Source organism: Virgibacillus sp. LDC1 (genome assembly GCF_025792345.1).
Classification (GTDB): domain Bacteria; phylum Bacillota; class Bacilli; order Paenibacillales; family Paenibacillaceae; genus Paenibacillus_AQ; species Paenibacillus_AQ lautus.
The window spans coordinates 3,058,529-3,072,399 of the sequence record NZ_JAOXLZ010000001.1; the positions used below are offsets into that span (position 1 = coordinate 3,058,529).

At 52.3% G+C, this 13,871-nt stretch carries 13 protein-coding genes; 4 read left to right on the forward strand and 9 right to left on the reverse strand.

The annotated features are described in order from the left end of the window. Positions 1-122: 122 nt before the first annotated feature. From OHJ21_RS13595 to OHJ21_RS13610, 4 genes are all read left to right on the forward strand, one after another. Positions 123-1,088 (forward strand): glycosyltransferase family 2 protein, encoded by a 966-nt coding sequence (locus OHJ21_RS13595; RefSeq protein WP_486020265.1) that lies wholly within the window; start codon positions 123-125, stop codon positions 1,086-1,088. Between the two features lie 29 nt (positions 1,089-1,117). Further along, on the forward strand, positions 1,118-2,128 hold the full coding sequence (locus OHJ21_RS13600; RefSeq protein WP_486020266.1) for a polysaccharide pyruvyl transferase family protein: 1,011 nt from the start codon (positions 1,118-1,120) through the stop codon (positions 2,126-2,128). Positions 2,129-2,192: 64 nt separating this feature from the next. Next, the gene (locus tag OHJ21_RS13605; protein ID WP_486020267.1) at positions 2,193-2,468 is read left to right on the forward strand and encodes a hypothetical protein; all 276 of its coding nucleotides are present in this window, start codon (positions 2,193-2,195) and stop codon (positions 2,466-2,468) included. Between the two features lie 62 nt (positions 2,469-2,530). After that, on the forward strand, positions 2,531-2,734 hold the full coding sequence (locus tag OHJ21_RS13610) for a hypothetical protein (RefSeq protein WP_100538172.1): 204 nt from the start codon (positions 2,531-2,533) through the stop codon (positions 2,732-2,734). Between the two features lie 93 nt (positions 2,735-2,827). Here the strand turns inward: OHJ21_RS13610 and ftsY are convergent, their stop codons facing one another. From ftsY to plsX, 9 genes are all read right to left on the reverse strand, one after another. Continuing rightward, positions 2,828-3,829 carry a signal recognition particle-docking protein FtsY gene (ftsY, locus tag OHJ21_RS13615; protein WP_098747111.1) on the reverse strand — a complete coding sequence of 334 codons (1,002 nt, stop codon included), beginning with the start codon at positions 3,827-3,829 and terminating at the stop codon, positions 2,828-2,830. Positions 3,830-3,856: 27 nt separating this feature from the next. After that, entirely contained in the window at positions 3,857-7,426 is a 3,570-nt protein-coding gene (gene smc, locus OHJ21_RS13620; RefSeq protein ID WP_100538173.1) for a chromosome segregation protein SMC, read from the reverse strand. Between the two features lie 205 nt (positions 7,427-7,631). Further along, positions 7,632-8,330, reverse strand: coding sequence for a ribonuclease III (gene rnc, locus OHJ21_RS13625; protein ID WP_071220044.1), 699 nt, complete (start codon positions 8,328-8,330; stop codon positions 7,632-7,634). Positions 8,331-8,342: 12 nt separating this feature from the next. After that, positions 8,343-9,581: a beta-ketoacyl-ACP synthase II gene (gene fabF, locus OHJ21_RS13630; protein ID WP_100538174.1), complete on the reverse strand. Its 1,239-nt coding sequence runs from the start codon at positions 9,579-9,581 to the stop codon at positions 8,343-8,345. A 161-nt stretch (positions 9,582-9,742) separates the two neighbouring features. Next, entirely contained in the window at positions 9,743-9,976 is a 234-nt protein-coding gene (gene acpP / locus OHJ21_RS13635) for an acyl carrier protein (RefSeq protein ID WP_006211375.1), read from the reverse strand. 109 nt (positions 9,977-10,085) lie between these two features. After that, the gene (gene fabG / locus OHJ21_RS13640; protein WP_071220042.1) at positions 10,086-10,835 is read right to left on the reverse strand and encodes a 3-oxoacyl-[acyl-carrier-protein] reductase; all 750 of its coding nucleotides are present in this window, start codon (positions 10,833-10,835) and stop codon (positions 10,086-10,088) included. 46 nt (positions 10,836-10,881) lie between these two features. Then, positions 10,882-11,814, reverse strand: a complete 933-nt coding sequence (gene fabD, locus OHJ21_RS13645; RefSeq protein WP_100538176.1) for an ACP S-malonyltransferase — start codon at positions 11,812-11,814, stop codon at positions 10,882-10,884. Positions 11,815-11,864: 50 nt separating this feature from the next. After that, complete coding sequence (locus OHJ21_RS13650; RefSeq protein WP_100538177.1) at positions 11,865-12,854, reverse strand: beta-ketoacyl-ACP synthase III; 990 nt, start codon at positions 12,852-12,854, stop codon at positions 11,865-11,867. A gap of 8 nt (positions 12,855-12,862) precedes the next feature. Further along, entirely contained in the window at positions 12,863-13,849 is a 987-nt protein-coding gene (gene plsX, locus OHJ21_RS13655) for a phosphate acyltransferase PlsX (protein WP_326114076.1), read from the reverse strand. Between the last annotated feature and the right edge of the window lie 22 nt (positions 13,850-13,871).

The following is a 13,871-nucleotide window of genomic DNA, read 5'->3' on the forward strand; positions in this document are numbered from 1 at the left end:
AAGTTTCACAAATTGACCGTGAGTGGATTCTATGGGGCGGTAACATCTCTTTTTTCCATAAAAGCGCACAGACTTTCATTCCAATGCCAGCTCATATTCCAGATCGTGTTGTCTGTATTTGTATGAACGGCGCCCCACTCTATTGGAGAAAAACCTGGCTGCTTGCCGCCCTCACCCGCTGGAATGACAGGCTTCCTGCTGCCAGATTTCTGCCTTATGATCTGCTGCCCGCCGATCCAAGCCTTACGATGCATCTAAACCCATCGCAAAACCCTCCGTTTCAAAAGGATCTGGAGTATATTCTCCCTGTTCTGTCTGCAACAAGGATGCGAGAGAAAACCGCCAGCTCCACAGGGACTTTGTCCCCTGAAATCCCTCAGCAACCTGTCGTCTCCATTCTGATGAGCATTCATAATATGAAGGACACTTTAGGCTGGAGCATCCGTTCCGTGTTGGCACAATCAAGCGATAACTGGGAGCTGTTAATAGGCGATGACGGCTCTGAGGACGATAGTCTGGAGGAAGCCTGCGCTTATACTGACAGCAGAATTCGGGTTCTGTCCCAATCGCGTAACCGCGGAAAAGCAATCATGATGAATCGCCTGCTTTTTGAAGCAAAGGGTCGATATATTCTGGAATTGGACGGAGATGACTGGCTGGTTCCCGATGCCACCGCACTCCTGGCCGAAGCGCTTGACAAGAATCCGGACGGCAGGATCGCCACAGGCTGGTATGGGTGCTGGGAACGAACCCGGCAGCTCGGTCCTCTATGGAGAAGAAACGTTGATTCGGGCAAGCTTTATTCGGCATGGTCTGCTTCCTTAAATCGAACGAATCAGCATGGCCACCCGCTCGTCCCCCGTATGTATCGAAAGTCATCCCTAATCGCCATTGGCGGTTGGTGGAATCGGCAGGATCGTCTCGGACGTATCTTCGAAGATATCGATGTCACCGCCAGGCTTCTTAAGCACAGCTCCCCGGTTCAAGTCGATGCCCTCTTGTATCATCGCGTCATTTATGGCAGCAGTACCAGCCAACGTAACCGCAGCCTCTTCGAAGCCTGGAATCAGCAAACATACAAGAGCTAGACAGCGCTCGAAAAGGAGGTGATACGTACATGCATATTGCCGCTTCCGGGTACTATGGAATGGGAAACTTCGGTGATGATTTATTTCTTCATGCCCTTCGCCAAGTATTCCACGATCATCACGTCTATCCCTGGAACGCCCGATTGGACCCCCATCAGACGGATGCCTTCATCATCGGCGGTGGCGATTTAATTACACCCTACTCGTTCAATTCATATTACTTCCCTCCGCAGCTCAAAGGACAGCCTACCTGGGTCTACGGTGTCGGCATCGTGGATGCCTACCCGGAACACACTTGGCCGGAGGAGCAGGTATCCGCCTACCGGGAGATGATCTCCAAGGCAAACCGCGCGGTGTTCCGGGATGAACGATCGTCGGCCATCGCCAAACGGGCAGGCTTCCATCGAAACGTCGAAACAGCCCCTGACATGGTATTTGGCTATCGTCAGCCCGATATCCCGGTGAAACGTTTCTCTAAGCGTCCAACGATTGGCGTCGTTGTATTTTCCTATGAATCATTTCCGATGGACAACATGACCAAACTGCTGGGACATCTTATTGCAAAAGGCTATCATGCCGTCCTGATCCCGGTCATTCATCATCCGGGCAATGCGTACTCCGATTACAACACATGTCTGCAATTGCAGCAAAAGGTAAAGGAGTCTACACCCGGCGCTTCCATTGAGACGCTGCCGTTCCTTATGGATATTGAGCTCACTTACCGTTTCATTCAATCTGTCGACTATTTAATATCGTTCAAGCTTCACCCGTCGCTAGCCGCTTTACGCGGCGGCAAGCCTGTACTGGCGCTCAGCACCATGAGCAAAGTGCATAGCCTGCTGAGCTCTTTTCATCTCGGCCAGTACTTTACGGATTATCGTCAGCCGCTTGATGTTCTGGTCGATAAAACCGAAACCTTCCTTAAATACGGCCCTGGTCATGTGCAGCAGATTATGCCGATGATCCGCGCAGCGGAGGAAGAAAGCACTGCCTCGCTTCGGGGTTTAAAGAAGCATATCGAAGAGCACAACCGTTGGTAATACAGAAAGGAGAATGACTATGTGTTGCTTCCTGTTCTGCAGAAGACTTGCAAGGCGAGTCAAGGTGTTAACGCGGCAGGTCGAACTTCTAAGCCAGGAAACCAGTCAATTAACTGAACGCGTAGAGTCGCTGGAGAGTCAGGTCCTCACGGGTTTAACGATTAATCCGGAGCTGGTTCAATTTTTCGAAGTCCGTACCGGCCAAAAGGTACGGGTCAGCACAACCTTTGTCACGTTGGAAGGGGTCGTTTTGGCTACTGCTGAAGATGGTGTTCAGCTCCGTGAAGCATCGGGTGACCTCGTGCTGATTCCGTTCGCCAATATTACTTCCGTTCAGTAATTCCTGAGGATGATACTGGATGTCAGCTTCAAACTTTCATTACGGCAAGGAGGTTAACCGATATGCGCTACGTGGATTGGCTGCAAGGATTTATCGGCTCGGAAACCGAAGTAACGGTCTCGGGAGATGTGATCATTGGCACGCTGACCGAAGTGGGCGAAGGAACCATCACCTTAAAAGTACCGCCCATCATCTACGGTCCTCCTACAGATACTGCCCTTATCCCGCTTCGTTCGATTGAATTCGTTCGGATCGTCTCTTCATAAAAAAAACTTGTGCCCGTAGATCGAGCCGAACATGAAAAAGGACCGAAAGCATATCTTTCGGTCCTTTTGTATACATATTCGACTAGACCCGTTCTAGTCTTGTTGTTCTACGGCATTCTCTTCTTCCTTAATCAAACCCGCAAAGAGGGCATGAACAAACTGCTCCGAGTCAAAGGTCTGGAGATCACCCATTTTCTCTCCCAAGCCTACCAGCTTCACCGGAAGATTCAACTCTTGACGAATCGCGATCACGATGCCGCCCTTAGCCGTACCATCCAGCTTGGTTAATACGAGGCCGGTCACGCCGCTCTTCTCCCCGAACAGCTTCGCCTGGCTCAGTGCATTCTGTCCTGTCGTCGCATCAAGGACCATCAGCACCTCATGCGGGGCACTCGGGATTTCGCGTTGAATGACGCGGAAGATTTTATTCAGCTCTTCCATCAGATTGGTTTTGTTCTGAAGGCGTCCTGCCGTATCGCAGAGCAGAACATCCGCTTGCCGCTGCTTGGCTGCTTGAACCGCATCGAACATGACGGCTGCCGGGTCTGAGCCGGGCTGCTGTTTAATGACTTCAACGCCAACCCGTTCTCCCCATACTTCCAGCTGTTCGATTGCACCCGCACGGAACGTGTCGCCCGCTGCAAGCAAAACCTTCTTGCCCTCCTGCTTGTAACGATGCGCCAGCTTGCCAATCGTAGTTGTTTTACCGACTCCGTTAACGCCGACAAACAGAATGACCGTAATTCCATCCGGATTCTCCCGCAGCTCATTGCTGCTGTCATCACGAAGGAGTCCCATCAGCTTCTCTGACAATACCGGCTGCAGATCGGCAGCGTCCTCAATCCGCCGTTTCTTCACTTCGGCACGAAGATCGTCCATCAGATCCATGACGGTATTGACGCCGACGTCAGCGCCAATCAAAATCTCTTCCAATTCCTCGTAAAATTCTTCATCGATCTTTTTACGGCGAATCACCAGGTCCGACACTTTCTCGATAAATCCCTTCCGGGTTTTCTCGAGTCCGTCGCGGAACTGTTTTGTTACGTTTTCCGTTTTGCTGGAAATGCTCTCTTTTAACTTCTTAAAAAAGCTCATACGTACCCTCCATGTCGTTATGTTAAATTAGGCAATCTCCGCTTCCTCATTCTCAAGCTTGACGGACACCAGCTTCGACACGCCGCCTTCTTCCATCGTGACGCCGTACAGCACATCCGCCTCTTCCATCGTTCCTTTGCGGTGGGTGACCACAATAAACTGCGTTTGTTCGGAGAACTCCCGCAGATACTGGGCAAATCGGACTACGTTCGCTTCATCAAGCGCCGCTTCGACCTCATCCAGTACGCAGAACGGAACCGGCTTCACCTGCAAAATGGCAAACAGCAGCGCCATAGCGGTTAATGCACGTTCTCCACCGGAGAGCAGCTGCAGATTTTGCAGCTTCTTGCCAGGAGGCTGAGCAACGATATCTATCCCCGTCTCAAGCAATCGATCCGGATCGATCAGGACCAGGTCGGCTCGTCCGCCTCCGAACAACTTCGTAAATACCGTGCCGAACTCGCGCCGGATTGCATCGAATGTCAGCTTGAAGCGCTTGGACATTTCATCGTCCATTTCCTTAATGACCTGATACAGCGTTGTCTTCGCTTCAACCAAATCCGCCTTTTGCTCACTCAGGAACAGATATCTCTCATTGACGCGCTGGTACTCTTCAATGGCCCCCAGATTCACATCTCCCAGGGAAGTTATCGACCTCTTCAAATCACGCACTTCGTTCTGAGCGGCCGTGATGTCTTCCGGAATCGGATACCGCTGCTTGGCAAGCTCATAACTCAGCTCATAGTCCTCGCTTAATTTCTTCAATATATTCTCAAGCTCAACATCGAGCCGGTTTACTCCAATCTCGGTCTGGCGAAGCTGATCATCCACGGCCCGCAGCTGCGTGCGCTGCTCCTTGGTTTCGCTCTCTTCCAGCTCCAGCTTCCGACTTAGCGCGGTGCGTGCAGCCCGTTTGAATTCCAGCTGCTGCGTAGCCTCTTCCTTCTTCAGCTTGTACTGGTTCAGATCCTCGATCTGCTTCACGCTTTCGCTTTCGTTCTGATTCAGGTCGGCTTGAACGGAGGCCAGCATCGTGCGGTTCTGTTTCTGTTCCTTCTCGTGGTTGTCTACATCCGACTGAAGGCGCTTGAGCTGCTCCTCCAGCGAGAAGGTTTCCTGATCCAGCTTTCCTTCGCGAACCTTGAGGTTTGTCAGCTGACTCTGAAGCTCTTCCTTCGCCGATTCATTGGCTTTCCGGGCAAACTCTGCAGCTTGAATGGCCAGATGGGTCGATTTCTCTTCCTCCTCCAGCTCAGACAACAGCTTCTGGGCGCGTTCACGGCTTTGCTGAATTTCTTTGGCTTCCTTCTCTTGACTGCTCTTCTCTTCGCCTGCCAGCTCGGCTTGTTCGAGGACGTGGCGCAGCTCATGCTCAAGCTGCTTGCGGTCCCCTGCAGCCTGCTGTTCCTCAATCCGCTTGTCGTCTCCGGCTTTGCGGAGCTCGTCCAGCTTATCCTGAGATTCAATCATTTGATTCCGGACGCCTTCAATGCCCTGCTGCAGCTTCTCCAGCTGCTTCTCGGTTTCCGAAATTTCCTGATCGAGCTGCTCCAGCTGCCGCTTGCGCCCCAGCAGGCTGTTCGTTTTCTTATGCTGACTGCCGCCTGTCATGGAGCCGCCTGCATTGACCACGTCTCCCTCAAGCGTAACCACGCGGAAGCGATAGGAGAATCTGGCAGCAATCTTGTTCGCTTGCTCCAGGGTCTCGGCGATAACGACATTGCCCAGAAGACTGCCGACGATGTTACTGTATCTCGAGTCGTACTGGACCAGCTCGGAGCCAAAGCCTACAAACCCGGCTTCCCCTTCTGCCAAGTGACGGTCCGAAGCGGATACATTCCGTGGACGAATGACGTCCAAAGGCAGAAATGTCGCCCGTCCTAACTGGCGCTGCTTCAGGAAGGCAATCGCCTGCCTGGATACGGATTCGTTCTCCATGACGATATGCTGAACCGATGCGCCAAGAGCGGTCTCCATGGCAAGCTCCAGCTTTTCCGGCACGCGAATTAGCTCGGCCACCGCACCATGGACCCCGTGGAGCACGGATTTTCGGGATGCCTTCAGTACTTCCTTAACACCCAGCATAAATCCGTCAAAGTCATCTTGAAGCTCTTTCATGGTATCGCGGCGGGAAATTTGCGCTTCCCGCTTCTGCTCCCATTTCCGAAGCGCTCCCTGCGTCTCTTCCTGCAATTTCTGCAGGGATTGATATCGCTCACTCTCGCTGATATAACCGCTGCGGAGGTCTGCAATCTCTTTACCGAATCGTTCAATACTCCGATCGATGCTCTCTTTGCGGCGGAGCAAATCCTCTTTCAGGGCTTCCCATTTACCGGACTCCTCTTGCGCCCGATTCATTCGACGGTCCAGCGCTTCCTGCTGCTGGTCGGCGTACCGGATTTCATTCCGGGCTTGAGCCATTTGGTTCATAAGCTCCAGTAAATTCCCCTTCAAGCTCTCTTCCTGCTGCTGGCTGATTCCGCCGGTTACGCCAACCAGCTTCGCTTCTTCCGCTGACAGCTGGTCCCGCACCTGGGTTAATTCCTGCTGGAGCTCCTGCAGCTTGCTCTTCATGCTCGCAAGCTCGCCTACGCGCTCTCCCAAACGATGATCGCCTGATTGCAAACTGTCTTCCAGCTGCTCGCGCGTACGTTCCAGGTTGCGGCGGCGTTCCTTGAGCACCTCGCCATACCCTTCGCTTTTCTCAAATAGCTCGCTGAATTGAAGCAGCTGGCTCTGCAGATCCTCAACTTCCTGCTCCAGCTGGCGCAGCGCCGATCGGTCACTCTCCAGCTTGGCATCGTGCGCGGATACAACAGTGGACAAGGCGAGCTGCTCTTCCTTCAGCTGCTCCAGCTTGGCATTGGCCTCGCTCCATGAGGTATGTATCTGTTCGATCTGATACACATACAGAGAAATTTCCTTGTGCTTCAGCTCTTCCCGAAGCTCCTTGTAGCGAATGGCCTTCTCGGACTGCTCTTTCAGCGGTCCGATCTGATCTTCAAGCTCTGTGACCAAGTCGTGGATACGAAGCAGGTTTTGCTCCGTTTCATCCAGCTTGCGCACAGACTCTTTCTTACGAGATTTATATTTAACGATCCCGGACGCTTCCTCAAATATCCCCCGGCGATCTTCTGAACGTGTACTCAAAATTTCCTCAATGCGGCCTTGTCCAATGATGGAATAGGCTTCTTTACCGATTCCGGTGTCCATGAACAGCTCCGTAATATCCTTCAGCCGGCACGATTGCCGATTAATGAAATACTCGCTGTCCCCGCTCCGGTGCACCCGTCTGGTTACAGTCACTTCATTAAAATCCAGCGGCAATACATGATCCTCGTTATCCAGCGTAAGGGAGACTTCTCCATAATTAACCGCTTTGCGCGCATCGCTCCCGGCAAAGATAATATCCTCCATCTTGCCGCCGCGAAGCGATTTGGCGCTTTGCTCGCCAAGCACCCAGCGGATTCCATCGGAAATGTTACTCTTACCGCTGCCATTCGGACCTACAACGGCTGTAATTCCCCGGACAAATTCCATCTCCGTCTTGTCGGCAAACGATTTAAATCCTGCTAACTCGATCCGTTTCAAAAACATATTCGACCTATCACCTCTCCTGCTATTGTACCATAAGTAGAATCGGCTTCACCGCCGTCTTTGGACGAGGTCCATCTACATTGTAAGCAGCTGTCCCTTTACAAAAGACAGACAACGAAAAGAGCAAAAAACAGTCATCCTATCCGGGTCCGGTTATCCGCTTGACTGCTCTTTGCTCTTTGTTTGTCATCACATCAGCGAAGCTTTAGGCATCCGCACGTTTCAGCTGCTTTAAGGCTACTGCCGCTGCCTGCTGCTCGGCTTCTTTCTTGGATCTGCCGCTTCCGCGTCCAAGACATTCGCTTCCCATGTATACCTCCGAGACAAACTCCCGCTCATGTGCCGGTCCTCGCTCTTCTACGATACGATATTCCAGTGCGCCCATGCCGTGATGCTGGGTCAGTTCCTGAAGCTCGGTCTTATAATCGCTCATCTGCGGACGACCGTTGACGGTCACCGTGGGAAAGACATGGTCGCTCAAAAACCGGCGAACCGCTTCCAATCCCTGATCCAGATAAAGCGCCCCCACAAATGACTCAAATACGTCTGCCAGAAGAGCCGGGCGGGTTCGACCGCCCGTCATTTCCTCTCCTTTGCCTAGCAGAACGTAACGACCAAAGTCCAGACCTACAGCGAATTGCACCAGGGAGGGCTCACATACGATAGCAGCCCGCAGCTTGGTTAACTCGCCTTCCGGACGGTCCGGAAAAAGGTTGTATAAGAATTCACTCACCGTCAGCTCCAGAACAGCATCTCCTAGAAATTCAAGACGCTCGTTGTCCTGGCTCTGACTGAAGCGATGTTCGTTTACATAAGATGCGTGGGTAAAGGCCTGCTTCAGCAGCATTGCATTGCGAAACTGGATTTGAAGTTTATGCTGTAACTGCTTCAGATCTCCACTCAACACACTGTCCCCTTACTCGGCGTATTTTTTCAGGATAATCGTAGCATTATGCCCGCCAAATCCGAATGAATTGGACATGACGATATCCAAATCGGCTTTACGCGGGTGATTCGGTACGTAGTCAAGATCGCATTCCGGATCTTGATCCTCCAGGTTAATCGTTGGTGCAATGGTTTGGTTCTTCAAGCTCAGTCCGCAGATAACCGCCTCAACGCCGCCGGCAGCTCCAAGCAAATGACCTGTCATCGACTTGGTTGAACTAACGGCCACTTTATAGGCATGGTCACCAAGAGCCATCTTAACGGCCTTCGTTTCCGAGCGGTCACCCACCGGCGTTGAAGTCCCGTGAGCATTAATGTAGTCCACTTCCTCGGGCGCAATGCCCGCGTCGCGGATCGCCATCTTCATGCAGCGAGCTGCTCCGTCCGGATCCGGCTCGGTTATATGATGGGCATCGGCACTAAGGCCATAGCCAACCACTTCGGCATAAATTCTGGCTCCGCGCTTCAACGCATGCTCCAGAGATTCGATCACGAGCACGCCTGCGCCTTCACCCATAACAAAACCGTCGCGGCCGGTATCGAACGGCCGGCTGGCTTTCTCCGGCTCGTCATTGCGGGTTGACATTGCACGCATAGCGCAGAAACCAGCCATCCCTGTTGGACGAATGGTTGCCTCCGCCCCGCCGCAGATCATGACATCCGCATCACCGCGCTGAATCAGACGATATGAATCGCCGATCGAATGCGTTCCGGTGGCACAAGCCGTAACCTGTGTGGTGTTCGGACCCTTGGCTCCCAGATTGATCGACATCTGGCCTGAGGCCATGTTGGCGATCATCATCGGAATAAAGAATGGGCTTACACGTTTCGGGCCCTTCTCGAGCAGGATATTATGCTGATCCTCCCAAGTTCCCAAACCGCCGATACCCGATCCGATCGAAACGCCAACCCGCTCTGCATCGGCATTCACGCCAATTTCAAGACCACTGTCCTCAAGCGCCTTCGAGCCGGCTGCAACCGCAAGCTGTACAAAACGGTCCATCCTGCGGGCTTCTTTGCGATCCATGTAATCCTCCGGATTAAAATCCTTCATGGATGCTGCGATCTGCGTGGTGTAATCACTCACATCAAATGCCTCGATGCGGGATACGCCAGACTTGCCTTCCATTAAACTGTTCCAGAATGTATCCAGGTCTTGACCAATCGAGGTCATGACTCCCATTCCTGTTACAACGACTCTATGTTTCAAACAGACTCACCTCTATATGGACTGCCCGTCCATCTATGAAGCCGCAAATGCAGACTCATGATAACGACGGCAGTAATAATCTATCACTTGTTCGTACTGAAGCTTGGATTGAATGTGGAGAAGTCCCGTCTTGCTAAAGAACGGGACTTAACTGTAATGACTTAGGTATGAGATTGTATGTAATTTACAACTTCACCTACGGTCGTAATTTTCTCCGCATCTTCATCAGAGATCTCCATATCAAACTCATCTTCCAACTCCATCACCAATTCAACTACATCGAGAGAATCAGCTCCAAGGTCGTCTTTGAAAGATGCTTCTAATGTTACGTCGGCTTCGTCAACACCCAGGCGGTCGATAACGATGCGTTTCACGCGTTCCAATACATCGGACATCCGGCTCACCTCCTCTTGGTAATTATACGAGATATGACTTCAAATTGCCATAGAAGGCATTTGAAAACGATTTAATGCCCGGCGGCCAGCGCCGGAACATTGGCGGCGCCTACATATACATGCCGCCATCCACATGCAGCACTTGTCCAGTCATATAGGATGCACTGGAAGATGCTAGAAAAGCAACCACGCCGGCAATCTCCTCCGGCTGACCCAGTCGGGCGAGCGGAATTCCGCCAAGCAGGCCTTCCCGCATGTCCTCAGGAAGTTCCCGGGTCATATCGGTGTCGATAAAACCAGGAGCCACGGCGTTCACCGTAATTCCACGGGAGGCCAGTTCCCGCGCGGCTGATTTGGTCAGACCGATGACTCCGGCTTTGGCCGCAACATAGTTGGCCTGCCCTGGATTGCCAAGCGCTCCGACAACGGAGGAAATGTTGATAATGCGTCCATAACGTTGTTTCATCATAGGACGCGTCACCGCCTTAAGACAATTGAATACCCCTTTAAGATTCGTTTCGATTACCTGATCGAACTCCTCTTCCTTCATCCGCATGATTAGATTATCTCTAGTAATCCCTGCATTATTCACCAGGATATCAATTCGACCAAAAGTCTCCAACACCTGCTTTACCATGGCATCGGCTTCTTCGGTCCGTCCAACGTTGGATTTAACCGCGATGGCCGATACGCCCTTTGCACGAATCGCTTCCACGACCTCGGCTGCAGCTGCTTCGCTTCCTGCATAATTGACGGCAACGTTAGCGCCCAGATCCGCAAGTCCGAGAGCAATGCTCCGGCCAATGCCGCGGGAAGCACCCGTAACAAGCGCAGTCTGTCCTTTTAGAGCTTCACTCATACCTATTCCTCCTTTCCAGAGTCATCTGACTTTCATCCATCGTTATTTATACGACCGTCTCCAAACTGCTGATGCTGTCCAGACTATTTACATTAATGACTTTGACGGATTTGTCAATCTTCTTGATCAAACCGCTGAGAACACTCCCCGGACCAATCTCGACAAAGGTATCCACGCCTTGAGCGATCATCCATTCCACACTGTCATGCCAAAGCACGGGGGAGTATACCTGCTCTACCAGCAAACCGCGGATGGCAGCGGCATCTTCCACTGGACGCGCCGTCACATTGGCAACTACCGGAACGGAAGGGGGATTAAACGCAGCCTGCTCCAGTTTACCAGCCAGCTGGTTAGCCGCCCCCTTCATCAAGGTCGAATGGAAGGGTCCGCTTACCTCCAGAGGGATGGCCCGCTTACCGCCTGCTTCCTTAACTCTTTCTGCGGCAGCTGCAACGCCCTGGGCGGAGCCCGAGATGACAATTTGACCCGGACAGTTCATGTTCGCAAGTTCTACAACATGTCCCTCTGCCGTAATGCTCTTGCACAGCTCGGACAAAGCCTCGCGGTCTGCGCCAAGCACGGCCGCCATTGCGCCTTGACCACCGGGAACGGCTGCCTCCATGTATTCTCCGCGCGCTCTAACGATCGACACAGCTTCTTCGAACGATAGCACGCCTGCGCTTACAAGTGCGCTGTATTCGCCAAGCGAATGTCCCGCAACGTAATCCGGTTCGATCCCCTTGCCGCGAATGGCTTCCAGATAAGCCATACTGGTAGCCAGTAGAGCTGGCTGAGTGTTTGCCGTTTGTTTCAAATCTTCATCAGGACCATTAAAAATAATGGAGCTGAGCGGAAATCCAAGCTGAGCATCCGCGGTTAGAAACAGATCCCTTGCGGCAGGAACCGCATCATAGGCATCCTTTCCCATTCCGACGGACTGAGCGCCTTGACCTGGAAATATAAATGCTGTTTTACCCAAAATCGTTAGCTCCCTTCTCTTATTTCACTAGGCCTAAAAAAGCATTCTGTTTACCAGATTAGTACGGAAGAACCCCATGTCAATCCGCCGCCAAAACCAACCATCAACACCTTGTCTCCTTCTTTCAGGCGGCCGGACTCCTGTGCTTCGACAAGAGCTAGCGGAACGGAAGCAGCTGAGGTATTGGCGTATTTATCAACATTAATCACGACCTTCTCTTCCGGAAGCTCCAAGCGCTCCATGGCAGACTTAATAATCCGGATGTTCGCTTGATGAGGAATGAATAAGTCGATATCTTTTTTGTCGATGCCTGCTTTGGATAATACGGCTTCCGTGGCAGATCCCATCACCCGTACCGCAAATTTGAACACTTCGCGGCCGTTCATATAAATAAAGTGTTTATTCGTGTTAATCGTTTCAGCGGATGCCGGCAATCTCGAGCCGCCTGCCTCAATATAGAGATGTGCTCCGCCCGCACCTTCAGCACCCAGATCAAAGGCTTGGAACCCGCGGCCTTCCGGCACTTCACCGACAATCGCCGCTCCGGCACCGTCACCGAACAGGACACAGGTATTGCGGTCGGTATAGTCCGTAATGCGGGACAAGCAGTCCACCCCGATCACCAAAGCGTTGTTGTACATGCCGGTCTTCACGAAATTTGTAGCTGTAGCCAGTCCGTATACAAATCCCGAGCAAGCAGCCGACAGGTCAAATGCCGCCGCTTTTTTGGCACCAAGCCGATCCTGGAGCAAACATGCGGTTGAGGGAAAGAACATATCCGGCGTAATGGTCGCCACAATAATCAATTCCAGATCCTCGGCGTTCATTCCAGCGGATTTCAACGCGTTCACAGCAGCGTGGTAAGCCAGATCCGACGTCGCTTCATTCGGAGCGGCAATATGCCGTTCCCGGATTCCCGTCATCGAGACAATCCATTCATCGCTTGTATCTACCATTTTCTCTAAATCACGATTTGACAATATTTTCTCAGGTACGTATTTGCCTGTGCCAATAATACCGACCGGACGCAAATTGTTCATTTCCTCACTCACTTCCCGCTGATTTCATTCGAAATACTCTCTACCAACTGGTTCTGCAGCGCCGTCCGCGCTTGGCGAACCCCATTCTTGATGGCGTTCGCATCCGATGAACCATGGCTCTTAACGACCAGACCGCTCAGACCAAGCAGGGGAGCTCCGCCATGCTCCTTATAATCGAGCGTTGATTTCAGGCTGCGCAGCTCCGGCATCATCAAGGCAGCAGCCATCTTGGTCTTAAGCGACTTGCTGAACTGCTCTTTCAACAGCGAAAAGAGTGCGCCAGCCGTTCCTTCAATCGATTTCAACAAAATATTGCCCGAAAACCCGTCACATACGAGCACATCACAAACCCCGTTCATGACGTCGCGCGACTCGACGTTGCCAACAAAATGAATAGGCAGCTCCTCCAGCAGCGGATAAGCATGCTTCGTCAATTCATTCCCCTTGCCCGGCTCGGTACCGACATTTAACAGCCCGACCCGCGGTTTGGTGATTCCGTGCACCTTCTCGCGATACAGGCTGCCCATTAATGCGTACTGCTGCAGATGCTCAGGCTTCGAATCCATGTTCGCTCCGAGATCCAAGGCGAGCATCCCCTTGCCGTCGAGAGTAGGAATCATAGGCGCAAGGGCTGGACGCTCAATCCCCTTCATCCTGCCCACAACGAGCAACCCGGTCGTCATAAGGGCCCCCGTATTGCCTGCCGAGATCATGGCATCGGCTTCACCTTCGCGAATCATGCGCCCCGCCACAACCATCGAAGCATCCTTCTTCCGGCGAACAGCCTTAACCGGCTCATCCTCCGCTTCAATGACTTCACTTGCATGAACCACCTTCAGATTGGACGGCTTGTCCTTTAGCAGCGCTCCAATCTGCGCTTCATCCCCAACGAGGATAATCTCGGTATCGCTCCATTCCCGTGCGGCAATCAGCGCTCCCTCGACGTTACTCTGGGGGGCATTGTCGCCGCCCATCGCATCAATCGCAATTCTCATGCCAAACTTCCTCCTTTACTTA